Annotated in this window: 22 protein-coding genes; 14 read left to right on the forward strand and 8 right to left on the reverse strand. The window is 60.5% G+C overall.

The features are described 5' to 3' along the window. Positions 1-97: 97 nt before the first annotated feature. The 8 genes from cobU to HU765_RS25365 all read left to right on the forward strand — a co-directional run bounded on the left by cobU (position 98) and on the right by HU765_RS25365 (position 5,551). Positions 98-619 (forward strand): bifunctional adenosylcobinamide kinase/adenosylcobinamide-phosphate guanylyltransferase, encoded by a 522-nt coding sequence (cobU, locus tag HU765_RS25335; protein ID WP_186623743.1) that lies wholly within the window; start codon positions 98-100, stop codon positions 617-619. After that, on the forward strand, positions 616-1,671 hold the full coding sequence (cobT, locus tag HU765_RS25340; protein ID WP_186623744.1) for a nicotinate-nucleotide--dimethylbenzimidazole phosphoribosyltransferase: 1,056 nt from the start codon (positions 616-618) through the stop codon (positions 1,669-1,671). The genes cobU and cobT overlap by 4 nt, the downstream gene beginning before the upstream one ends. Beyond that, entirely contained in the window at positions 1,668-2,243 is a 576-nt protein-coding gene (gene cobC / locus HU765_RS25345) for an alpha-ribazole phosphatase family protein (protein ID WP_186623746.1), read from the forward strand. The genes cobT and cobC overlap by 4 nt, the downstream gene beginning before the upstream one ends. Position 2,244: 1 nt before the next feature. Beyond that, positions 2,245-2,976 (forward strand): adenosylcobinamide-GDP ribazoletransferase, encoded by a 732-nt coding sequence (locus HU765_RS25350; protein WP_186623747.1) that lies wholly within the window; start codon positions 2,245-2,247, stop codon positions 2,974-2,976. Positions 2,977-3,149: 173 nt separating this feature from the next. Continuing rightward, positions 3,150-3,554 carry a MarR family transcriptional regulator gene (locus HU765_RS25355; protein ID WP_186623748.1) on the forward strand — a complete coding sequence of 135 codons (405 nt, stop codon included), beginning with the start codon at positions 3,150-3,152 and terminating at the stop codon, positions 3,552-3,554. Positions 3,555-3,617: 63 nt separating this feature from the next. Beyond that, a complete protein-coding gene (locus tag HU765_RS25360; RefSeq protein WP_186623766.1) occupies positions 3,618-4,817 on the forward strand; it encodes an MFS transporter in 1,200 nt (399 codons plus the stop codon). After that, positions 4,814-4,936 carry a hypothetical protein gene (locus HU765_RS27055; protein ID WP_264081966.1) on the forward strand — a complete coding sequence of 41 codons (123 nt, stop codon included), beginning with the start codon at positions 4,814-4,816 and terminating at the stop codon, positions 4,934-4,936. Before HU765_RS25360 ends, HU765_RS27055 begins: the two co-directional genes overlap by 4 nt. Positions 4,937-4,990: 54 nt before the next feature. Next, complete coding sequence (locus HU765_RS25365; RefSeq protein ID WP_186623749.1) at positions 4,991-5,551, forward strand: glutathione peroxidase; 561 nt, start codon at positions 4,991-4,993, stop codon at positions 5,549-5,551. A gap of 197 nt (positions 5,552-5,748) precedes the next feature. Here the strand turns inward: HU765_RS25365 and HU765_RS25370 are convergent, their stop codons facing one another. The 3 genes from HU765_RS25370 to HU765_RS25380 all read right to left on the reverse strand — a co-directional run bounded on the left by HU765_RS25370 (position 5,749) and on the right by HU765_RS25380 (position 8,147). Continuing rightward, a complete protein-coding gene (locus tag HU765_RS25370) occupies positions 5,749-7,020 on the reverse strand; it encodes an outer membrane protein transport protein (RefSeq protein ID WP_186623750.1) in 1,272 nt (423 codons plus the stop codon). A gap of 146 nt (positions 7,021-7,166) precedes the next feature. Then, positions 7,167-7,649 carry a hypothetical protein gene (locus tag HU765_RS25375; RefSeq protein ID WP_186551011.1) on the reverse strand — a complete coding sequence of 161 codons (483 nt, stop codon included), beginning with the start codon at positions 7,647-7,649 and terminating at the stop codon, positions 7,167-7,169. A gap of 273 nt (positions 7,650-7,922) precedes the next feature. Beyond that, positions 7,923-8,147 (reverse strand): hypothetical protein, encoded by a 225-nt coding sequence (locus tag HU765_RS25380; protein ID WP_064586664.1) that lies wholly within the window; start codon positions 8,145-8,147, stop codon positions 7,923-7,925. 963 nt (positions 8,148-9,110) lie between these two features. Between HU765_RS25380 and HU765_RS25385 the strand changes: the two genes are divergently transcribed. Both HU765_RS25385 and rmuC read left to right on the forward strand, forming a co-directional pair. Beyond that, the gene (locus HU765_RS25385) at positions 9,111-9,434 is read left to right on the forward strand and encodes a sel1 repeat family protein (protein ID WP_186623751.1); all 324 of its coding nucleotides are present in this window, start codon (positions 9,111-9,113) and stop codon (positions 9,432-9,434) included. Between the two features lie 175 nt (positions 9,435-9,609). Further along, on the forward strand, positions 9,610-10,974 hold the full coding sequence (gene rmuC, locus HU765_RS25390; protein WP_186623768.1) for a DNA recombination protein RmuC: 1,365 nt from the start codon (positions 9,610-9,612) through the stop codon (positions 10,972-10,974). Between the two features lie 523 nt (positions 10,975-11,497). Here rmuC and HU765_RS25395 read toward each other — a convergent pair. Both HU765_RS25395 and HU765_RS25400 read right to left on the reverse strand, forming a co-directional pair. Further along, positions 11,498-14,968, reverse strand: a complete 3,471-nt coding sequence (locus tag HU765_RS25395; RefSeq protein ID WP_186623756.1) for a PAS domain-containing hybrid sensor histidine kinase/response regulator — start codon at positions 14,966-14,968, stop codon at positions 11,498-11,500. Positions 14,969-15,192: 224 nt separating this feature from the next. Next, the gene (locus HU765_RS25400; RefSeq protein ID WP_186623758.1) at positions 15,193-15,735 is read right to left on the reverse strand and encodes a TetR/AcrR family transcriptional regulator; all 543 of its coding nucleotides are present in this window, start codon (positions 15,733-15,735) and stop codon (positions 15,193-15,195) included. A 103-nt stretch (positions 15,736-15,838) separates the two neighbouring features. Here HU765_RS25400 and HU765_RS25405 point away from each other — a divergent pair, with 103 nt between their 5' ends. From HU765_RS25405 to HU765_RS25420, 4 genes are all read left to right on the forward strand, one after another. Then, positions 15,839-17,026: an MFS transporter gene (locus tag HU765_RS25405; RefSeq protein WP_186623770.1), complete on the forward strand. Its 1,188-nt coding sequence runs from the start codon at positions 15,839-15,841 to the stop codon at positions 17,024-17,026. 49 nt (positions 17,027-17,075) lie between these two features. Further along, positions 17,076-17,387, forward strand: a complete 312-nt coding sequence (locus tag HU765_RS25410) for a cupin domain-containing protein (protein WP_186551007.1) — start codon at positions 17,076-17,078, stop codon at positions 17,385-17,387. Between the two features lie 105 nt (positions 17,388-17,492). Then, a complete protein-coding gene (locus tag HU765_RS25415) occupies positions 17,493-18,644 on the forward strand; it encodes a TDT family transporter (protein ID WP_186623760.1) in 1,152 nt (383 codons plus the stop codon). A gap of 96 nt (positions 18,645-18,740) precedes the next feature. Beyond that, the gene (locus HU765_RS25420) at positions 18,741-20,612 is read left to right on the forward strand and encodes an MFS transporter (RefSeq protein ID WP_186623762.1); all 1,872 of its coding nucleotides are present in this window, start codon (positions 18,741-18,743) and stop codon (positions 20,610-20,612) included. A gap of 98 nt (positions 20,613-20,710) precedes the next feature. Here the strand turns inward: HU765_RS25420 and sugE are convergent, their stop codons facing one another. The 3 genes from sugE to rdgC form a co-directional block, all read right to left on the reverse strand. After that, positions 20,711-21,025: a quaternary ammonium compound efflux SMR transporter SugE gene (gene sugE / locus HU765_RS25425; protein ID WP_007962927.1), complete on the reverse strand. Its 315-nt coding sequence runs from the start codon at positions 21,023-21,025 to the stop codon at positions 20,711-20,713. Positions 21,026-21,145: 120 nt separating this feature from the next. Beyond that, complete coding sequence (locus HU765_RS25430) at positions 21,146-22,111, reverse strand: bile acid:sodium symporter family protein (RefSeq protein ID WP_186623764.1); 966 nt, start codon at positions 22,109-22,111, stop codon at positions 21,146-21,148. A gap of 148 nt (positions 22,112-22,259) precedes the next feature. After that, positions 22,260-23,180, reverse strand: coding sequence for a recombination-associated protein RdgC (gene rdgC, locus HU765_RS25435; protein WP_186551003.1), 921 nt, complete (start codon positions 23,178-23,180; stop codon positions 22,260-22,262). Between the last annotated feature and the right edge of the window lie 227 nt (positions 23,181-23,407).

A 23,407-nucleotide genomic window follows, 5' to 3' on the forward strand; every position in this document is an offset into this window, starting at 1 on the left:
CAGGCTCACTCCTACATTTGAAATGCGTTCCCCTGTAGGAGTGAGCCTGCTCGCGATAGCGCCCTTAGCTTCAATGCATATTTTTCGGGATGAACTGATGCTCCAACTGATCCTCGGCGGCGCCCGCTCCGGCAAAAGTCGCCTGGCGGAAAAACTCGCCAGTGACAGCCATCTCGCCGTCACCTACATCGCCACCAGCCAACCGCTGGACGGCGAGATGAACCAACGCGTCGCCCATCACCGCGCGCGCCGCCCGGCCGAATGGGCGTTGATCGAAGAGCCGCTGGAACTGGCCCGCGTGCTGCGCGAAAGCGCCAGTGCCGAGCGTTGCCTGCTGGTTGATTGCCTGACGCTGTGGCTGACCAACCTGCTGATGCTCGACGACGCCGAACGTCTCAGCGCCGAACGTGAAGCCCTGCTCGAGTGCCTGGCCGCGCTGCCGGGGGAAATCATTTTTGTCAGCAACGAGACCGGAATGGGTGTCGTGCCGCTGGGCGAATTGACTCGCCGTTATGTCGATGAAGCCGGTTGGCTGCATCAAGCTCTGGCCGAGCGCTGTCAGCGTGTTGTCCTGACCGTCGCCGGCCTGCCCCTGACTTTGAAAGGACCTGCGTTATGACCCAACCCTGGTGGCTGAACCCGTGCAAACCGGTCGATCTCGACGCCGTTGCAAGCGCGGCAGCGCGACAGCAGCAACTGACCAAACCGGCCGGCTCGCTCGGGCGACTGGAGTCGGTTGCGGTGCAACTGGCCGGTCTGCAAGGTCAGGTCAAACCGACGCTTGCGCAAGTGTGGATTGCGATTTTTGCCGGCGATCACGGTGTGGTGGCGGAGGGCGTTTCGGCTTATCCGCAGGAAGTCACCGGGCAAATGCTGCTCAATTTTGTCAGCGGCGGCGCGGCGATCAGCGTGCTGGCGCGTCAGCTCGGTGCGCAGCTGGAAGTGGTCGATCTCGGCACGGTGAATCCGGCGCTGAATCTGCCGGGCGTGCGCCATTTGAACCTCGGCGCAGGTACGGCGAATTTCGCTCAAGGCGCAGCGATGACCCACGCTCAGGGCGAACTGGCGTTGCAGGCCGGTCGCGACAGCGTGTTGCGCGCCAAAGCCGCCGGCACGCAATTGTTTATCGGCGGCGAGATGGGCATCGGCAACACCACGGCGGCCAGTGCGCTGGCGTGTGCCTTGCTTGATTGCCCGGTGGCGCACCTGACCGGTCCCGGTACGGGGCTGAACGCCGAAGGCGTCAGCCATAAAGCGCAAGTGATCGAGCGCGCGCTGGCGCTGCACGCCGCACAGCGTGGCGATGCCTTGCAGACGCTGTGCAATCTCGGCGGTTTCGAGATTGCCGCGTTGGTCGGCGCTTATCTGGCCTGCGCGCAGGAAGGGATCGCGGTGCTGGTCGACGGTTTTATCTGCACCGTCGCTGCGCTGGTCGCGGTCCGTTTGAATCCGGCCTCGCGTGATTGGCTGTTGTTCGGCCATCGCGGTGCCGAGCCGGGCCATCGCCATGTGCTGGAAACCTTGAGCGCCGAGCCGTTGCTGGAGCTTGGCCTGCGGTTGGGCGAGGGCAGTGGCGCGGCGTTGGCGGTGCCGTTGTTGCGCCTGGCGTGTGACCTGCACGGGCAGATGGCGACGTTCGCCGAAGCCGCGGTGGCGGATCGCCCGGCATGACGCTGCGGGTGGATCTGCTGCGCCACGGCGAGACGGAGTTGGGCGGCGGCTTGCGCGGCAGCCTTGACGATGCGCTCACCGAAAACGGTTGGACGCAGATGCGCGCAGCGGTGGTCGCGGGTGGGCCGTGGGATCGCATTGTCAGCTCGCCGTTGCAGCGCTGCGCGCGGTTTGCCGCCGAACTCGGTGAGCGACTGAAACTGTCGGTGCACCTCGACAAAGATTTGCAGGAGCTGCATTTCGGTGCCTGGGAAGGGCAGAGCGCAGCAGCGTTGATGGAAACGGATGCCGAGGCGCTGGGGCTGTTCTGGGCTGATCCGTATGCGTTCACGCCACCGCAAGGCGAGCCGGTCAGCGAGTTTTCCTTGCGGGTCTTGGCGGCGGTTGCGCGGTTGCACGCGGCGTACGCAGGAGAGCGGATTTTGTTGGTCAGCCACGGCGGTGTGATGCGCCTGTTACTGGCGCAGGCACGCGGATTGCCGCGCGAACACTTGCTCAATGTCGAAGTCAGCCACGGCGCGCTGTTTGCGCTGACGGTCGCGGCTGACGGCGCGCTCAAGGAAGGTCACTGACATGTTGCCGCTGTGGATCGCCTTGCAGTTTCTCAGCAGGCTGCCCATTCGCCTGCCGGGCATGCCTGCGCCGGAACAACTTGGGCGGTCGCTGCTGTTCTATCCGCTGGTGGGATTGCTGTTCGGGCTGATCCTCTACACGTTGAATCTGTTGTTGGCCGGTGCGCCGTCGTTGCTTCATGCAGCGCTGTTGCTGACGGTGTGGGTGTTGCTCAGCGGTGCGCTGCACCTGGATGGTCTGGCCGACAGCGCGGATGCCTGGCTCGGTGGTTTCGGTGATCGCGAACGCACGCTGACGATCATGAAAGATCCACGCAGCGGGCCGATTGCAGTAGTCACGCTGGTGTTGGTGCTGCTGCTGAAATTCGCTGCGCTGCTGGCGTTGATTGAGCAAGGACAAGGGATGGCGCTGGTCATCGTGCCAGTGCTGGGCCGGGCGGCGCTGCTGGGGTTGTTTCTGACCACGCCGTATGTGCGTGCGGGTGGCTTGGGCCAGGCGCTGGCCGATCATCTGCCGCGCAAGGGCGGGTGGTGGGTGCTGGGGTTGAGTGCGCTGGGTTGCCTGTTGATCGCGGGGATCAGTGCGGTCGTGGCGCTGCTGATTTCACTTGGGGTATTTGTCTGGCTGCGGCGGGTGATGCTGCGACGGTTGGGCGGGACTACCGGGGATACGGCGGGGGCGTTGCTGGAGTTGCTGGAGATGATGGTGTTGGTTGGGCTGGCGTTAGGCTGACAGTTTTGTAGTGATAATGCCGGCCTTATCGCGAGCAGGCTCACTCCTACAATTGAAATGCGTACCCCTTGTAGGAGTGAGCCTGCTCGCGATGGCGATTTTTCAGGCAGCAAAAATATCAGGAATTTCATCTGTAACTTGATTTAACACAGTCGCGGGTATATACACGCATCATGCTTCCTTCTCAGTGTTTGTGCACCAACCTGCGTCGCGCCGCGCGTGGCGTCAGCAGGCATTACGACGGCGCCCTCGACGGCTTCGGGATCAACGTTGCCCAGTATTCTCTGCTGTGCAATCTGCAGCGTCTGGATCAGCCGAGCATTTCCGAACTGGCCGAAGCCATGGGACTGGACCGCAGCACCCTTGGGCGTAATCTGCGCGTACTGGAAGGCGAAGGGCTGGTGGCGTTGGCCGAAGGCGACGACCTGCGTAACCGCATCGTCAAACTCACCGAAACCGGCGTGCAACGCCTGGCAGCGGCACTGCCCGCCTGGGAAGCGGCGCAACAGCGGTTGATTGACCGTCTCGGTGCCGAGAAGCGCGAAACCTTGCTCAGACTGCTGGATGAACTGGCCTGAGGCCGGTTTTTTTCCAAACTCAAGCGGGTATATACCCGCAAGCGGAGAACAATAATGACAACGATGTGGCGTACGTGCGGTTGGGTGTTGCTGGGGAGTGCGCTGATCCTGGCGTTGTCGTTGGGCATACGGCACGGCTTCGGCCTGTTCCTGTCGCCAATGAGTGCGCAGTTCGGCTGGGGGCGTGAGGTATTCGCCTTCGCCATCGCCTTGCAGAACCTGATCTGGGGCCTGGCACAACCGTTTACCGGCGCGCTGGCCGACCGCTTCGGCGCGGCGAAAGTGGTGCTGATCGGCGGCGTACTGTATGCCGCGGGCCTGGTCTGCATGGGGTTGGCTGATTCGCCGCTGAGCCTGTCGCTGAGCGCTGGCCTGCTGATTGGTATCGGCCTGTCCGGCACCTCGTTTTCGGTGATCCTCGGCGTCGTCGGTCGCGCTGTACCGCCCGAAAAACGCAGCATGGGCATGGGCATCGCCAGCGCCGCCGGCTCCTTTGGCCAGTTCGCCATGCTGCCGGGCACGCTCGGCCTGATCGGCTGGCTCGGCTGGTCGGCGGCGCTGTTGGTGCTGGGGCTGCTGGTGGCGATGATTGTGCCGCTGGTGAGCATGCTCAAGGACAAACCGTTGCCGCTGATGGGTCATGAACAGACGCTTGCCGAGGCGCTACGTGAAGCCTGTGGGCATTCCGGTTTCTGGCTGCTGGCGTTCGGCTTTTTCGTTTGTGGTTTTCAGGTGGTGTTCATCGGCGTGCATCTGCCGGCCTATCTGGTCGATCAGCATCTGCCGGCGACCGTAGGCACCACGGTGTTGGCGTTGATCGGGCTGTTCAATATCTTCGGCACCTATACCGCTGGCTGGCTCGGCGGACGCATGTCCAAGCCGCGCCTGTTGACGGCGTTGTACCTGCTGCGTGCGGTGGTGATCGTGCTGTTCCTGTGGCTGCCGGTGACGACCACGTCGGCTTATCTGTTCGGCATGGCGATGGGGTTCCTGTGGTTGTCGACGGTGCCGTTGACCAACGGTACGGTGGCGACCTTGTTTGGCGTGCGCAATCTGTCCATGCTCGGTGGCATCGTGTTCCTGTTCCATCAGCTCGGCTCGTTCCTCGGCGGCTGGCTGGGCGGGGTGGTGTATGACCGTACCGGGAGTTATGACTTGATCTGGCAAGTGGCGGTTCTCTTGAGTCTGCTGGCGGCGGCGCTGAACTGGCCGGTGCGCGAGCGTCCGGTGGCGCGCCTGCAAGCCAGTGCGAGCGCGGCATGAGCCGGCACTGGGCGCGACTCGCCATCACCGCACTGGCCGCCGCGCTGCTGGCGCTGGTGTGGTGGGGCTGGCAGCAGGGCGGCCTCGCATTGATGCAATTGGGCATGAGTATTTGCTAGAGCGCAGCGTGACGAGTAACGTCGAAGGCTGACCACTGCCCAAGGATGTTCAACATGTTGATGCGCTGGTGTGCTGTTCCCGCTTTGCTGATAGCGTTGACTGGCCTCGCCCAGGCCGCCGACTGTCCGGACCTGTTGCAAGGCTCGCTGCCGAAGTTGCGTGCCAAGGAATCCATCGATCTGTGCAAGCAATACGCCGACAAGCCGCTGGTGGTGGTCAATACCGCCAGTTTCTGCGGTTTCGCCCCGCAATTCGAAGGGCTTGAGGCGCTCAATCAGCGCTACAAGGCGCAAGGGCTGGAGATGCTCGGTGTGCCGTCCGATGATTTCAAGCAGGAGTCCAAGGACAGTGCCGAGACGGCCAAGGTCTGTTATGCCAACTATGGCGTGACGTTCAACATGACCGAGCCACAGAAGGTCCGCGGTGATGGCGCCACGCATCTGTTCAAGGTGCTGGCCGAGCAGAGCAGTGCGCCGAAGTGGAACTTCTACAAATACGTGGTCGATCGTCAGGGCAACGTCATCGCCAACTTTTCCAGCCTGACCAAGCCGGATGATCCGGAGTTTATTGCGGCGATCGAAAAGGCCATCGCTTCAAAGCCGCTGAAGCCTTGATTCACTCTGTACCCTGTGGGAGCGAGCCTGCTCGCGAATGCGGTCTCTCATTCAAAGTATGAGTCGGCTGATCCACCGCTTTCGCGAGCAGGCTCGCTCCCACAATCGCTTGGCGTAGTGCCGGAAACCAAAAAGCCCCGCCTCTGCAAAGAGAGCGGGGCTTTTTGTGGGCGAGGGGTTAGCCTCGCCTTGCAGCATCAGAAGCGGTAGGTCGCGCCGACACCGAAACCGTTTGCCGAGTTTTCATACTTGGACTCGTAGCTTTGGCCACGATTGTTTTCGTTGCGGATATTGACCGATTCTTCCTTCAAGTACGAATAAGCGACGTCGATAGTCAAGTCTTCGGTAGGACTCCAGCCGGCACCGATACTGAAGATGGTGCGGTCGCCGGTAGGAATGCGTGGCGAACGATCTTCGTTATTGGTCGGCGACTGGTCGAACGTCAGACCAGTGCGCAGTACCCATTCCTTGTTCAACTGATACGACGTACCTACGGCGTAAGCCCAGGTGTCATGCCAGTTCTGATCTTCGTTGATCGAGCCGAACTGACCAGCCAGCAGTGGCTGCACGCCGGAGTTCTTGACGGTGATCTTGTCCAGCTGGCTCCAGCGCGTCCAGGTGGTACCGGCGTAGACGTTCCAGCGATCGTTGATCGCCTGGGTAACCGACAGGTCGACGGATTCAGGCGTGGTGATCTTCAACGAAGCGTCGTATTTCTGGTTGGCGCCCAGGCCTGCCAGCGCCAGTGCGCCGTACTTGACCTTGGTGTCGCCTTCGAGCTTGTAATCGACTTTGGAGTGATAGGTCAGGCCCACGCGGGTGGTGTCGGTGGCTTGTACCAGCACGCCGATGTTGTAGCCCAGCGCGGTGTCGTCACCCTTGATCTTGACCTTGCCGTCCGGCAGCGCCTGGGTGATCGACAGGTTCGATTCCAGGGAGCCGTCGATGCGGTTGATGGTCGGACCGAAACCGATCGACACCTTGTCGTTGAAGGCGTAGCTGACGGTTGGCTGGAAAGTGATGACCTGGACTTCGGACTTGCTGCCGAAGTAACGGCCGGCAAAGCCGTTTTCGTAATCGGTGATCAGGCCGAATGGCACGTAGACGCCCAGGCCGAATGCCCAGTGATCGTCGATTGGCTTGACGTAGAAGCCCATCGGTACGGCGGTGAGGGGCACCATGTCGCCTTTGTTGCTGCCGCCGTTCGGGCTGGAGCTGCCGTTACTGATATCGGTATGAGCATCGACAAAAGCGACGCCGCCGGTGACCTGTTCGCGCTTGAGGCGCGACATGCCGGCAGGGTTGCCATAAACAGTGCTTGCGTCGTCGGCAGCAGAAGATCGCCCGGCAAAACCAGTCCCCATCCCGCTAATGCTTTGTTCGTTGAGGGCAAAACCCGCCGCGAAAATCTGGGTGGATGCCATGGCAACGGCGAGGCTAAGGGTGGTTTTGAGCATTACTTTTTTCATTATTAGAACTCCTGGTGATCACCGGGGCGAAAATTACCAACATTTTCGTTCCAGCGCTATAGCCTGTATGCCTTGAGTTAGAGCGGTTTTGTAGGACAATCCGACCAAAATGCCGACCTGTTGCGAGAACTTGTGAAACCGCTCGGTCAACAAGCGACCTGATTCAGCGGTGAAACACAGGTCTGCCAGGCGTCGGTGAAATCGCGCAGACGACCCTGAGGCTGGAATGTCTGGCGCCAGATACGCGCCATGCCCAGCAAATCGTTCGGGTCGGGGAGGGTGGGGGCTTGCTCTTCGATCAATAGCCAGGCGATGGCAGTGGCGTAACGCAGATTGACGGTCAGTTCCAGGTGCGGCCCGCTGAGGAATGCGTGCTGGCTGGCCAGGCCACGCACCAGGCTGGCGCGCTCCGGATCGAGCGCCAGGTAATCGTCCCAAAGCATTTGGTGGCGCTGCTCGGCGATGCGGTACAGGCCATGGCCGCGGCGGTCATGCAGTGCGGAGCCGAGGGCGGACTGGCTGGCGGCGATACCCAACAGCAGGGATTCGGCAGTTGCACAGTGGCGTCCCAGGTAGATCAAGGTAGGACGGATCACGTAGCGGCACAGTTCGCTGGCAGCGATACCCATAAAACCCTCGGATCTTGTAATGGGGGCGAGTCCTGAAAGGGGGCTTGGCAGCGGTGGATCGGCTCAGGCTCGCCACAAGCGGATCAAGCCGCTCGAGTTGAAGTGTAGTGTCATATTCAGGGTGTAAAGGACTGTTTTTAAAATATTTCCGGCTTCGAGTTTTAACCGTTATATCCAATGATGCTTAACGGCGAAGCGGTAAAAGCGAAACATCAGGCAATAAAAAGCCCCGCATTGTGTGCGGGGCTTTGGCTCTTGCAGCGCGTTCGGCTATCAGGCAACCAGTGCCTGGCGCGTACGGTCGATCACGGCCTGCAGCGGTTCGGCGCTGGAGTATTGATCGGGGTACAAGCGCTCGCTGTGACGAGCGATCCCGTGTTCATTGACCACGGTGAAGCTGAAGCAGCCTTTGCGAGCGGCCATGATCAGGCAGTTCATTGGGGCAAAAGCGTTGGTTAGGGTGCGAATGGCATCCTGAGTGTGGATTTGAGTAGACATAGTTATTAGGTGTTCCTACAAATGACACGGATAAGAACCGTGCAACGTTAAAACGTTCCAGTAACGTCGATCACCATTGATCGAACGAAGAACCCGACTGGAACAAAGCAGCCAGTTTGAAGCGCTGATAAGTGGGCGCGCTTGGGCTGGCAGGTAGGTACTTAGGAGGACAGGCATCACAACAAGGGCAAAGGTTCTGGGCCCGGGGTGAAGATCCTGATCAATTTGCAGGTTGGTTCGGTCAGAGTAAACGGTCTTCGCAACACCCTTTGCATTCGATCAAAGGCTGTGTCGTCGCAAGATTTACCTGGAAACCATCGAGGGGTCGTTCCCGCTCTTTTCGGCAGAGGCTTCGATAACGAAGGTTTACCGTGGGGATGTGTTCGACCGGAATTGACTTTCAGCTTGGTACTAACGCCGCGGATAGTAACGGATCGAATGATGCAAAGCAAATGCCTCGCAAAAAAAACTTCCCGTGCGCCCGTTGGGACAGCTTGCCGGCAGGCCGGATCGCTTATGTCGGGTCAGTTTTCTTCACCGTTTGTCGGCGCAACGTGCTTGCTCTCAAGGTGATCAGGCCGGTTTATCCCCGGTAGGCTGCCAGACTGGCCCGAAAAAGCGCACCGATATAACCGGGCAGCAGGTACTTGTGCACATCAGTGGCGCGGACTGTCACCGCACTGTCATATCAATCCTGACCCCGACGGCTGCCTGTATCAAAAGTTTAAGTCAATGAAAAACATCGCTTTTTTTTGTTGGTGAAAAAATCGTCAGTTTGACTGCGAGGCCCATTCCATAAGGCTTTGCGAGGGTTGCAAGGCGGTTGTCCACTGAGTTATCCACAGCTTCTGTGGATTGTCCCGAGCGCTTGCTCTAGCACGGGCGTGCCGACTGATTTTTCGACTTTACCTGAAAGAAAAAGAGAGTAGAGTGGCGCGCCTTCCGATCTGCCCCAAGTGCTTTATGAAGTTTCGCTCAGTATCAGACTCTGTTACCTCAGAACCTCCTCGTGTTACCTCCCCCAAGCGTTTTTCCGTGCGTGTGGCCGAATGGTTGCTCGACAGCCCGCGTCTGGGCGATAGCCGTAATGCCAAACACCTTGCCGGGCGTTTGCTTAAGCAGCCTGCGCGTGAGGGCGTCGTCGTTGCGCAGAGCCGTCTGGGCCAGTTGATGTGTCGCGAGTGCGGCAATGCCCGCGACCGGCGCATCGGCCAGGACCTGTTGCGCCAGGCCGCCCGCGCCGGCGACGTGCGTGCGCAACAGGAACTGGGCCTGATCGCAGACTGAGCTGTCCAAGCTCTGACACCTTGGTTAACCTTCAAGCTTTATCGGATCGGCAGGAGTCGCTATGGCTATGGACTTGACCAGCGTGTTGCTGGGGCTTGCAGGCGCAGGGTTGCCGCTGTTGGTGCTGGCCTGGCAGTTGCAGCGCCGCGCGCGGGATGGCCAGGCCGACATCGCTGTGCTTGAAGAGCGGCTGGCCATGGCGCAGTTGGCTCAGGACGGTCTCAACGCTCAGCTGGAGGCCAGTCGTGACGAGATTGCCGACCTCAGCCAGGCCAATACCCTCAAACAGGCTGACCTGGCGGCCCTGCGTCGTGAAGTCGAGTTACTGCAAATCGAGCGCGATGACGCTCGTGATGCGTCCCATGCCTGGAACCTTGAGCGTGCCAACAAGGAAGCCGAGTTGCGTCGTCTTGATGCGCAGGCCGCCTCGTTGAGCGCCGAACTGCGTGAGCAACAGGAGAGCCATCAGCAACGCCTCAGTGACCTGCAAGGCTCGCGTGACGAGCTGCGTGCGCAGTTCGCCGAACTGGCCGGGAAGATCTTCGATGAACGCGAACAACGCTTTGCCGAGACCAGCCAACAGCGTCTCGGCCAACTGCTTGATCCGTTGAAAGAGCGCATTCAGTCCTTCGAAAAACGCGTGGAAGAAAGTTATCAGGCCGAAGCCCGCGAACGCTTCTCCCTGGCCAAGGAGCTGGAGCGTTTGCAGGCGCTCAACCTGCGCCTGAGCGATGAGGCGACCAACCTGACTCGCGCACTGAAGGGGCAGAAGACCCAAGGCAACTGGGGCGAGCTGATTCTGGAGCGAGTGCTTGAACACGCTGGCCTGGAGAAGGGGCGCGAATATCAGACCCAGGTCAATCTCAAGGGACCGGACGGCGAGCGCTTCCAGCCTGACGTGATTATTTATCTGCCCGGTGACAAGCAGGTGGTGGTCGACTCCAAAGTCAGTCTGACGGCCTATCAGCAATACGTCGCAGCGGACGATGACAGCCTTGGACAGATCGCGATCAAGCAGCACGTGCTGTCCTTGCGCAACCACGTCAAAGGCTTGGCCGGCAAGGATTACAAGCGGCTCGACGGTCTGCACAGCCTCGATTTCGTTTTGCTGTTCGTGCCGATCGAGGCGGCGTTTTCCGCAGCCTTGCAGGCCGAACCGACGCTGTTTCAGGAAGCCTTCGACCGTAACATCGTGATTGTCAGCCCGACGACGTTGCTGGCGACATTGCGCGTGATCGACAGCCTGTGGAAGCAAGAGCGGCAAAGCCAGAACGCACGGGAAATCGCCGAGCGTGCCGGTTGGCTGTACGACAAATTCGTGCTGTTCATTCAGGATCTCGACGAGGTCGGCAATCGCCTGCAGCAACTGGACAAGGCTTACAGCTCAGCGCGCAACAAGCTGACCGAAGGACGCGGCAACCTGGTCAGCCGCAGCGAACAACTCAAATTGCTCGGGGCGCGGGCGAGCAAGAGCTTGCCGGCCGACCTGCTGGAGCGGGCGATGACTGATGTCGATGGCTTGGTTGAATTGCCTGAGTAACGTCGAAGGCTCGTTTTTTTCTGGCTGATTGAGTACATATCCGTTGCTGCGGTAACGGCTGCATAGGGTTCCGCCCTTACGGCGGGTCACCTTTTTCAAACGCCGGAGTGCCGGCCCAGCAAAAAGGTAACCGAAAAGGCTTGCTCCTGCGTTCGGCCCTCGCAGGCTCGGGTTCCTTCGCTGCGGGATCGATCCGGGCGCAGCGTCTCCGGTTTGCTTCGCTGCACCTCCTCTCGCTGTGTTTGGCTTCGCCAAACGGTCGCTGCGCTCCCACGCCCGGATCAATCCCTCCGCTCAGCCTTCCGAAGTCGCCCGTGGATCAAGATCAAGAGCGGTACTCGAGCTAACGCTCATTGTTGAGTGGGGCGGCTTCGCCGCGGGCAGCTGCGCTGCTTTGCTTTTGTTTTTGTGGGAGCGAGCCTGCTCGCGAAGGCGGCCTGACAGCCGACCTGATTCTTCCTGATGTACACCGCCCCCCTTGTAGGAGTGAGCCTGCTCGCGAAAACGTTAGCGAAATCGCCACCTACAACGGCAAATACCGACTCAATAACGCCCGCAACGCAGCCGGCTTCACCGGTTTGGCCAGATAATCCAGTCCCGCCGCGTGCACCTGCGCGACCGTCTCCGGGCGTCCATCGGCGCTGATCACTACGCCCGGCACCGGCTCGCCCAGGGTAGTGCGCAGCCAGGCCATCAGTTCGGTGCCGGTGTCGCCGTGATCCAGGTGGTAGTCGACCAGCGCCAGTTGTGGCCGCATCCCCTCATTCAACAGCGCCGCACATTCTTCACGGTTGCGCGCGGTCCAGACCTGGCAGCCCCAGCGGCTCAACAGGCTGTGCATGCCGATCAGAATGCTGTCTTCATTGTCGATGCACAGCACCTGCGCGCCTTTCAATAACGTGCCATTCAACTCCACCACCGCGCTGGCGGCTGGCGTTTGGGTACGAGCCAGCGGCACCGTCACACTGAATACGCTGCCGCGTCCCGGCCACGAGCGCACGCGTAAGGTGTGACCGAGCACGCGGCACAGGCCATCGGCGATCGCCAGGCCTAATCCGAGGCCTTTTTCCGCGCGGGTCTGATGGCTGTCGAGGCGTTTGAATTCCTCGAAAATCACCTGCTGCTTGTCTTCTGGAATGCCCGGTCCGCGATCCCAGACCTCAAGGCTTAACGCTGAACCTTGTCGACGTACACCGAGCAAAACCGGACCCTTGGCATAGCGGAAAGCGTTGGTGAGGAAATTCTGCAAAATCCGCCGCAGCAGTTTGATGTCGCTGTCGACGCGCAAGTGCGTGCCACGCACGCGGAATGTCAGGCGTTGTTCGTGCGCCAACGCCTTGAACTCGGCGCCGAGAATGTCGAACAACTCGTTTACGGCAAACGGCTTGCGATCAGGATTGATCTTGCCGTTCTCCAGGCGCGAGATGTCCAGCAGATCGCTGATCAGGTCCTCGGCTGAACGCAGTGAGCTGTCGAGGTGCTGCACCAGTTTCTGCGCCTCGCTGCTCAGGCCTTCAGCCTGATGGGAAAGAGCGGCCGAGAACAGGCGCGCAGCGTTCAATGGCTGCATCAGATCGTGGCTGACGGCGGCAAGGAAGCGGGTCTTCGACTGGTTGGCGGATTCGGCCGTGCCTTTGGCCTCGGTCAGCGCGACGTTGAGTTGCGACAGCTCCTGCGTGCGCTCACTGACCCGGCGTTCGAGGCCTTCGTTGGCCTCGGTCAGCGCCTGTTCGGCTTCGCGGAACGCGGTGATGTCGGTGAAACTCATGACGAAGCCGCCGCCGGGCATCGGGTTGCCGATCAGCTCGATCACCCGGCCATTGGGGAACAGGCGCTCGGAGGTGTGCGCCCGGCCCTGGCGCATCCAGTGCAGACGCCGCGCGACGTGGACCTCGGCTTCGCCGGGGCCGCACAAACCGCGCTCGGCGTTGTAGCGAATGATGTCAGCAATCGGTCGCCCGACGCTGATCAAGCCATCGGGGTAATTGAACAATTCCAGATAACGGCGGTTCCAGGCCACCAGCTTCAGCGATTGGTCGACCACGCTGATGCCCTGAGTGATGTTCTCGATGGCGCCTTGCAGCAGCGCGCGGTTGAACTGCAACACTTCCGAGGCTTCGTCGGCGATGCGCACGACGTCCTCCAGCTGCATTTCCCGACCTTCGATGGCGGCTTTTACCACCGCTCGCGTGGAAGAGGCGCCGAGCACACCGGCGAGCAAGCGTTCGGTATGGGCGATCCATTCGTCGTCAGCATTCTGGTTCGGATTGAAGCCTTTGCCCTGGCGGTAGGCGAAACGGATAAAGCTCTGTCGCGCCCGTTCTTCACCCACGAAGCGTGCCGCCAGTTGCAGCAAGTCATCGATCTGCACGGCCAGCATCGAGCGGGCGCTGGGACGGGCGCTGATTTCCTGACCGATAAAACGCCCGGCCTGCCAGTGCTCGGAAACCCGCGTGCGCGACAGCACCGAGACCCAGGCAAACAGCGTGAAGTTGCCCGCCAGCGACAGCACTACGCCTTGGGTCAGCGGCGTGATCGGCAGGTTTAACGGGTTGCTGTGCAGCCACGCCAGCCCCGGAAAACTGTTAAGCGACCAGCCGAGGCTGTGCGCGGCGATCGGCAGAATCAGCGTGTAGAACCACAGGAACGTCCCCGCCGCGAGACCGGCAAACACGCCCCGGCGATTGGCCTGTTTCCAGTACAGCGCGCCGAGCATGGCCGGTGCCAGTTGAGTCACGGCGGCAAAGGCAATCTGGCCGATGGTTGCCAGGCTCGCGGTCGATCCCAGCAAGCGGTAACTGACGTAGGCCAGCAGCAGAATGACCACAATGCTCACGCGGCGCACCGACAGCATCCACTGACGGAACACCTCGAACGGCCGCTCGGCGTTGTTGCGGCGCAGCAACCACGGCAACAGCATGTCGTTGGAGACCATGGTCGACAGTGCCACGCTGGCGACGATCACCATGCCGGTTGCCGCCGAAGCGCCGCCGATGAAGGCGAGCATCGCCAGCGCCGGATGCGCCTGCGCCAGCGGCAGGCTGATCACAAACGAATCGGGCAGCACATCGTCGGGCAGCATCATTTGACCGGCGAGGGCGATCGGTACGACAAACAACGCCGCCAGGGCGAGGTAAGCGGGAAACACCCATTTGGCCAGGCGCAGATCCTGTGGGTCGATGTTCTCGACCACCGTGACATGGAACTGCCGCGGCAGACAGATGATCGCCATCATCGCCACGCCGGTCTGCACCACCATCGACGGCCAGTTGATGGTTTCTTTCCAGTACTCCTCCAGGCGCGGTGCGAGCATGGCCTGATTGAACAGGTCATCGAAACCGTCATAGAGGCCATACGTCACGAAAGCGCCGACGGCGAGAAAGGCGAACAGCTTGACCAGCGACTCGAAGGCAATCGCCAGCACCATGCCGCGGTGGTGCTCGGTGGCGTCCAGGTTGCGGGTGCCGAAGACGATCGTGAACAGCGCCAGCACCAGCGACACGATCAGCGCGGTGTCCTGGGCGCGGGTGCCCATGGCATCGGCCCCGGCGCCAATCAACAGATTTACACCAAGGACGATGCCTTTGAGTTGCAGAGCAATGTAGGGCAGGACGCCGACCAGACAGATCAGCGCGACGACCACTGCCAGCGATTGTGATTTGCCGTAGCGCGCGGCAATGAAGTCGGCGATGGAGGTGATGTTCTCTTGTTTGCTGATCATCACCATTTTTTGCAGCACCCACGGCGCACCCACCAGCAGCAGGATCGGCCCGAGGTAGATCGGCAGGAACGACCACAACTGCTCAGCCGCCTGGCCCACCGCGCCGAAAAACGTCCAGCTGGTGCAGTAGACCGCCAGCGACAGGCTATACACCCACGCGCGCACGCGCGGCGGCAACGGCGTGCTGCGGCGGTCGCCGTAGAAGGCGATGGCGAACATAATGGCCATGTAGGCCAGGGCGACGACGGCGATCAGCCCGGTGGACAACGACATGCAGCACTCCCGACAAAAGACTCCCCCGGCACTCCTGCCCGGGCGGACAGTCTCGCATGAGCGCGGCGGTTAGTCAGTGTCGACCAAGGTCGTGGCGTGGCGGGGTGTCGCAGGGAGTAAAGGCGGGTGGTTTTTGCGGTGGCCGGTCGGGCCTCTTCGCGAGCAGGCTCACTCCTACAAGGGGGACGCATTTCAAGGTAGGAGTGAGCCTGCTCGCGATAGCGTCAGTCCAGACGCAGCGCAATATCGATCAGCCGATGCAACTCATCCACCTCCAGCGCCGCCGCCGAAAACAGAATCCGGAACACCACCGGGGCGACCACCAGATTGATCAACCGATCAACACTCGGCGCGGCTTCATGCGGGTGGCGATCAAGGATGGTCTGCAACTGCGCACCAATAATCGCCACGCAGTACCCCGGCGTAGCGCTCGCTTGCACATCGCGCATCATGTTGCGCCCAGGCTCGGAACTCATCTCATCGAGATACTGCTCGGCCCACGCGCGGATATCGCCGCGAAGGCTGCCGGTTTCTGCTGGTTCGCTGTCCGGACGCATGCGGGCTAGGGCGACATCTGCCAACAGCGCCGCCAGATCGCCCCAGCGCCGGTAAATCGTCGACGGCGTAACCCCCGCGCGCGCCGCAATTTGCGGGACGGTTACCGTCGAGCGCTCCTGTTCCTGCAACAGCGCGCGGACTGCCGAATGAATCGCATCTTGCACCCGGGCACTGCGGCCACCGGGGCGTAAACCTTCTTTAATAGCCATGTGGCAGACCTTAACACAAAGAATTTGCTTTAAGCGCGGGGCAGTAGCACACTTCGCAAAAGCAAAAAATTAGCTTTTGCGGAGTGTACCCATGACCAGCCCCTTGAATAATGTCGCTTCCCACCGTGCCAGTCTGTGGTTTCTGGCGATTACCTTACTGAGTTTTCTCGCCGCTTCCACCGCGCCGACGCCGTTGTACCACCTGTATCAGGATCAACTACATTTTTCGCCAGCGGTGCTGACACTGATTTTCGCGGTCTACGCTTTCAGTCTGCTGGCTGCATTGCTGACCGTCGGCTCGCTGTCTGATCACCTGGGGCGCAGGCCGGTGATTTTCACCGCGGTGTTGCTCAATGGGTTGGCCATGTTGCTGTTCATCTATGCCGACAGCGTGGCCTGGTTGATCGGCGCCCGCGTGCTGCAAGGTTTTGCCACCGGCATGGCGACTGCGGTGCTGAGCGCGACGCTGCTCGACACCGATCGCCAGCATGGGCCGTTGATCAACAGTGTCGCGCCGCTACTGGGAATGGCAATCGGCGGCATGGGCTGTGGTTTGCTGGCGGAGTACGCGCCGGCGCCGCTGCAATTGACCTATTGGCTGCTGCTCATACTGTTTGCGGTGCAGGGCGCCTATGTCTGGCGCTTGCCGGAGCACGTTACCCGGCAGGGCGGGGCATGGGCATCGTTGCGGCCGACCTTGCATGTGCCGGTGCAGGCACGTTCGACTTTGTGGCGAATCCTGCCGCTTAACACCGCAACCTGGGCGCTCGGTGGTTTTTACGCATCGCTGGCACCTTCACTGGTGCGCACCGCCACGGGGTCCACCTCGAATCTGATCGGCGGTGCGACTGTCGCGGCATTGACCGTGACCGGGGCGTTGATGATTTTCACGATGCGAAATCGCCCGGCGACTCAAGCGTTGCGTCTGGGGACACTGCTGCTGCCGCTCGGTCTGGGGTTGATTCTGTTCGGCGTGCACAGCGCCAGTCTATCGCTGTTTTTTCTCGGCACACTGGTCGCCGGTTGCGGTTTCGGCTCGGGCTTTCTTGGCGCGGTGCGCAGCCTGGTGCCGCTGGCCTTGCCCCATGAGCGAGCCGGGATGATGTCAGCTTATTACGTACTGAGTTATCTGGCGTTCTGTTTGCCAGCCTTGCTCGCCGGGCACCTGACCCGCAGCTATGGCTTGCTGGCAACCACTGATGGCTATGGGGCGGTACTGATTGTTTTGGCGCTGGGGGCAGCGGTGCTCAGTTTGCGCGCACCTGCTGTCAAGGTGTGCAGCGCTCCTTAAGCGCAGCCGTTTGGGTTAGCCTTGGCTGACTTCTTTCCGGGATCGGCACATGAAGATTATCCGCAGCAAAACCTTTACCGCCGAACGCGCCTGGGGCGCGCTGGACATTGCCAGCATGAACGGCATCACCACGCGCTTGCACTGGACGGATCAGCCCTACAAATGGCACGTCAATGACGGCGAGGAAGTCTTCGTGGTGCTCGATGGCCAAGTGCAAATGCGCTACCGCGAAGAGGGTGAAGAAAAGCACGTGCTGCTGGAGGTAGGCGACATTTTCTACGCCTCGGTGGGCACCGAGCATGTCGCCCATCCTCAGGGCGCGGCGCGGATTCTGGTCATCGAAAGCGCAGGCAGCGTCTGAGTGCTTATTGGTAAAACAGATAACAGTTAGAGATATTACCCGTTATATAGATATTCGATTCGGTTCTACCATGGACTCAACCTCACACGAGGAGAGGAGTCCACGATGATTTGTCCCAGCAACACCAAACCCGGTATCAAACCGTTCAGCCAGCTTCAGCACCCGCTCGAGGTAATCCGCCAATTCACCCCCAACTGGTTCGCCGCGACCATGGGCACCGGTGTGTTGGCATTGGCGCTGGCGCAACTGCCCTTGAACATTGCCGGCCTGCACGCCATCGCGGAAGGCCTGTGGTTGTTCAACATTCTGCTGTTTACCCTGTTTACCGCAGCCTACGCGGCCCGCTGGATCTTGTTCTTCGACGAAGCGCGGCGGATTTTCGGCCATTCCACTGTGTCGATGTTCTTCGGCACCATTCCCATGGGGCTGGCGACGATCATCAACGGCTTTCTGTTGTTCGGCCTGCCACGTTGGGGCGAGGCGGTGATCGATCTGGCCGAGGTGCTGTGGTGGCTGGATGTGGCGATGTCGCTGGCGTGCGGCGTGTTGATTCCGTACATGATGTTTACCCGCCAGGAGCACAGCATCGACCAGATGACTGCGGTCTGGCTGTTGCCTGTGGTCGCGGCGGAAGTGGCGGCCGCCAGCGGTGGCTTGCTGGCACCGCATCTAAGCGATGCCCACGCGCAACTGGTGGTGCTGACCACCAGTTACGTACTCTGGGCTTTTTCCCTGCCCGTGGCGTTCAGCATTCTGACGATCCTGTTGCTGCGCATGGCCCTGCACAAACTGCCCCATGAAAACATGGCCGCTTCGAGCTGGCTGGCGCTGGGTCCGATCGGCACCGGTGCGCTGGGCATGTTGCTGCTTGGTGGTGAGGCGCCGGCGATTTTCGCCGCCAATGGCTTGCCGGGCGTCGGTGAAACCGCGGCGGGGCTGGGGCTGGTGGCGGGCATCACGCTGTGGGGCTTCGGGCTTTGGTGGATGCTGATGGCGCTGCTGATCACCGTGCGTTATCTGCGTGACGGTATCCCGTTCAACCTTGGCTGGTGGGGCTTCACCTTCCCGTTGGGCGTGTATTCGCTGGCGACGCTGAAACTGGCGAGCCTGCTCAACCTGACGTTTTTCAGTGTGTTCGGTACGGCGCTGGTGGCGTTGCTGGCGGTGATGTGGTTGATCGTCGGCAAGCGCACTGTGCAAGGCGCATGGCGTGGCGAGCTGTTCGTCTCGCCGTGCATCGCAGGTTTGAAGAAATAATCTGAAAAGTTTAGGTAAGGTGTGGCCTGGATCGCGGTTCGAGATTCCAATGACAAGCACTCAGGCCTCTCTACCTAACATCAGGAAACACGGAAGATGAGTCACCCCTCACAGTTCACCCTGCTGCGCACCCGGCGCTTTTTGCCTTTCTTTATTACCCAGTCCCTCGGCGCGTTTAACGACAACGTATTTAAACAGTCACTGATCCTCGCCATTCTTTATCGGCTGACCATCGAGGGCGACCGTTCGATCTGGGTCAACCTCTGCGCGCTGCTGTTTATTCTGCCGTTTTTCCTGTTTTCCGCGTTGGCCGGGCAGTTCGGTGAAAAGTTCGCCAAGGACGCGCTGATCCGTCTGATCAAACTCGCGGAAATCGCCATCATGATCGTAGGATCGATCGGCTTTCTCTTCGATCATCTTTGGCTGATGCTGGTGGCGCTGTTCGCCATGGGCACGCACTCGGCGCTGTTCGGCCCAGTGAAGTATTCGATCCTGCCGCAGGCCTTGCGTGACGACGAACTGGTCGGCGGTAACGGTCTGGTGGAAATGGGCACCTTTCTGGCGATTCTTGCCGGGACTATTGGCGCCGGGGTCATGATGTCGTCGGAGCATTACGCGCCGGTGGTGTCTGCTGCCATCGTCGGCATCGCCGTGTTGGGCTATCTTGCCAGCCGCAGCATTCCACGCGCGGCGGCATCGTCACCGAACATGCGCCTGAACTGGAATATCTTCAGTCAGTCCTGGGCCACCCTGAAGCTCGGCTTGGGCCAGACCCCGGCGGTGTCGCGCTCGATTGTCGGCAACTCGTGGTTCTGGTTTGTCGGGGCGATCTACCTGACGCAGATTCCGGCGTATGCCAAGGAATGGATGCACGGTGATGAAACCGTAGTCACCCTGATTCTTACGGTTTTCTCGGTCGGTATCGCCCTCGGTTCGATGCTGTGTGAAAAGCTCTCCGGGCGTAAGGTCGAGATCGGTCTGGTGCCGTTCGGTTCGTTCGGTCTGACCGTGTTTGGCCTATTGCTGTGGTGGCATTCCGGCGGGATTCCCGACAGCGTCACCGGGCATAGCTGGATCCAGGTGCTGGGCTTTGTGCACACCTGGGCGGTGTTGATCGACATCCTCGGCCTGGGCATTTTCGGCGGCTTCTATATTGTGCCGCTGTACGCACTGATCCAGTCGCGCACGGCGGAGAACGAGCGCGCGCGGGTGATCGCCGCCAACAACATTCTCAACGCACTGTTTATGGTGGTGTCGGCGATTGTTTCGATCGTTTTGTTGAGCCTCGCCAAGCTGTCTATCCCGCAACTGTTCCTCGTGGTCTCGCTGCTCAACATCGGCGTCAACGCCTACATCTTCAAGATTGTTCCCGAATTCAGCATGCGCTTCATGATCTGGCTGCTCAGCCATTCGATGTACCGTGTCGAGCATCGCAATCTCCAAGCGATCCCTGACGAGGGCGCGGCGCTACTGGTGTGCAACCACGTGTCGTTCGTCGATGCCTTGCTGATTGGCGGTGCCGTACGTCGGCCGATTCGCTTTGTGATGTACTACAAGATCTACAACCTGCCGGTGCTGAACTTTATCTTTCGCACGGCGGGGACCATTCCCATCGCCGGTCGCAACGAAGATATTCAGATCTACGAAAAGGCCTTCACCCGCATTGCCCAGTATCTGAAGGACGGCGAACTGGTGTGCATCTTCCCGGAAGGAAAGTTGACCGCCGATGGCGAGATCAGTGAATTCAAGGGCGGGCTGACGCGGATTCTCGAGGAGACCCCAGTGCCGGTCATTCCGCTGGCGTTGCAGGGGCTGTGGGGGAGTTTCTTCAGTCGCGACCCGAACAAGGGCATGTTCCATCGCTTGTGGTCGCGGGTGACATTGGTGGCGGGGCCGGAGGTGACTGAAGGCGCCGAGCCGGCGAAGTTGCAGGTGTTGGTGGGCGAACTGCGTGGCTCTGTCAGATAGTCGCTGACTGGGCCGGCGCCATCGCGAGCAGGCTCACTCCTACATTTGAAATGCGTTTCCCTTGTAGGAGTGAGCCTGCTCGCGATAGCGATAGATGCCTAAGCGCTGACCTTAAGCCCGATCAACCCGGTAACGATCAACGCCACACTGGCCAGCCGAATCAACGCCATCGATTCGCCAAACAGAATGATCCCGGCAATCACCGTGCCCACGGCACCGACCCCGGTCCAGATCGCATAAGCCGTGCCCAACGGCAATTCCTTCATCGCCAGACCGAGCAAGCCAAGGCTGATGGCCATGGCAGCAACGGTCAGAACGGTAGGCAGCGGGCGGGTGAAGCCGTCGGTGTATTTCAGGCCGACGGCCCAGCCGACTTCGAACAGGCCGGCGAAAAACAGAATGATCCAGGACATGGCAAACCTCCATCGATTGACGGGGTCGTCCCCAGATTAAATGACTCGATCGAGCCGCGGGGTCGTCCCCGCGTTGCGCGATAGTTTGACCAGCCTTAACCCGGGGATCAAGTTTTGCGCTCAGTCCGTCGCTTGACGCGACAGCTCCTCGCGGTCTTCTTTTTCGCTCATGCGCCGGAAGTACGTCGACAGCAGCGCCCCGGAAATATTGTGCCAAACGCTGAACAAGGCACTCGGCACCGCCGCCAGTGGCGAGAAATGTGCGCTGGCCAGCGCGGCGCCCAGTCCCGAATTCTGCATGCCGACCTCCAGCGCCAGCGACTTGCGCTGCGCCAATGGCAAGCCGAACAGGCGCCCGGTGAAGTAACCCAGCAGATAGCCGAAGCTGTTGTGCAGCATCACCACCGCCATGATTAACAGGCCGGATTCGGCGATTTTCACCTGACTCGCCGCAACGACGGCAGTCACGATAATCACGATGCTCACCACCGACACCAGCGGCAATACGTCCACCGCATGGCGGACCTTGTCACCCAGCAAACGCTGCGCGGCCACGCCGAGAACGATCGGCAGCAACACCACTTGCAGGATCGACCAGAACAGCTCCATGAACGACACCGGCAGCCAGGCCGAGGCCAGCAGCCAGATCAGCGCCGGGGTCAGCAATGGCGCGAGCAGGGTGGTGACGGCGGCGATAGCCACCGACAGCGCCAGATCGCCGCGCGCCAGCCAGGTCATCACGTTCGACGAAGTGCCGCTCGGGCAGCAGCCGACCAGAATCACCCCGACGGCGATTTCCGGCGGCAGGTGAAAGACCTGGCAGAGCAACCACGCCACACCGGGCATGATTACGAAATGCGCAACCACGCCCAGCGCCACACGCCACGGATGGCGGGCGACTGCAGCGAAGTCATCGAGTTTGAGGGTCAGGCCCATGCCGAACATGACCAGACCCAGCAGCGGCACGATCGCGCTTTTAAGGCCGATGAACCACGCCGGTTGCAGGAACGCGATGACCGCGAATATCAGAACCCAGTAAGCGAAGGTGTTGCCGACAAAACGGCTGAGTGCAGCCAGTGCGCGCATGGCTTGATCCTTGTTATCAAAAGAACACCACAAAACAAATGTAGGAGTGAGCCTGCTCGCGATAGCGGTCTATCAGTCAACATATTCGTCGAATGTCAGTCCCTCATCGCGAGCAGGCTCACTCCTACAGTTTGGACCTCGCAAGGCTTTAGATCCCCTGCGGCATCTCTTCCCCACCCAACGCTTCAACCAGCGCTGGCAGGAAGTCGCCAAACGTCAGCATCATCAGGGTGAAGCTGGCATCCAGCTGACCCAGTGCCTCATCGCCGCCATCCTGTTCTGCCTGATCCTGCAACAGATCTTCGAACTTCAGGCGTTTGACGGTCATTTTGTCGTCGAGCATGAACGACAGTTTGTCCTGCCAGGCCAGCGACAGTTGAGTCACCACTTTGCCGGTGCTCAAGTGCAGCTGGATTTCATCGCTGGTGAGGTCCTGGCGCTTGCAACGGACGATGCCGCCATCTTCGTGGGTGTCGCGCAGCTCGCACTCGTCCAGCACATAGAAATCGTCGGCGGCTTTCTGCGTGGTGACCCACTCGGTCATGACCGCGGTCGGCGCCATTTTTACCGTCAGCGGGCGGACGGGCAGGGTGCCGATGACTTCGCGCAGGGTCGAGAGCAGGTCTTCGGCGCGTTTCGGGCTGGCCGAGTTCACGAGGATCAGGCCCTGTTTCGGCGCGATTGCAGCGAACGTCGACGAGCGACGGATGAACGCGCGCGGCAGGAACGCCTGGATGATTTCATCCTTGATCTGATCGCGCTCCTTCTTATAGACCTTGCGCATCTGTTCGGCTTCGATCTCTTCGACCTTTTCCTTGACCGCGTCACGTACGACGCTGCCCGGCAGAATGCGTTCTTCCTTGCGTGCGCTGATCAGCAGGAAATCACCGCTGACGTGCACCAGCGGTGCATCTTCGCCCTTGCCGAACGGCGCGACGAAACCGTAAGTGGTCAACTCCTGGCTTGCACATGGACGCGCCAGTTTGGTGGCCAGTGCAGTTTCCAGCGCCTCGGCATCGACAGGCAGGTCTTGGGTCAGGCGATAGATAAGCAGGTTCTTGAACCACATGGGGTGAGTCTCTCCTTTATACAAAGGGGGGCATTATTGTCTTCGCCGGGGCATAGGCCAACCCTTCTCTAAGCCTTTGGAAGGCCTCGGAAAATTATTTAAAAAAGTGCTTGCCAGAGGTGGGGGCGCTCCGTAGAATGCGCGCCACACCGAAGCGAAGGGTGATTAGCTCAGCTGGGAGAGCGTCTGCCTTACAAGCAGAATGTCGGCGGTTCGATCCCGTCATC

This window comes from Pseudomonas sp. SWRI81 (assembly GCF_014268545.1).
GTDB lineage: Bacteria > Pseudomonadota > Gammaproteobacteria > Pseudomonadales > Pseudomonadaceae > Aquipseudomonas > Aquipseudomonas hamedanensis.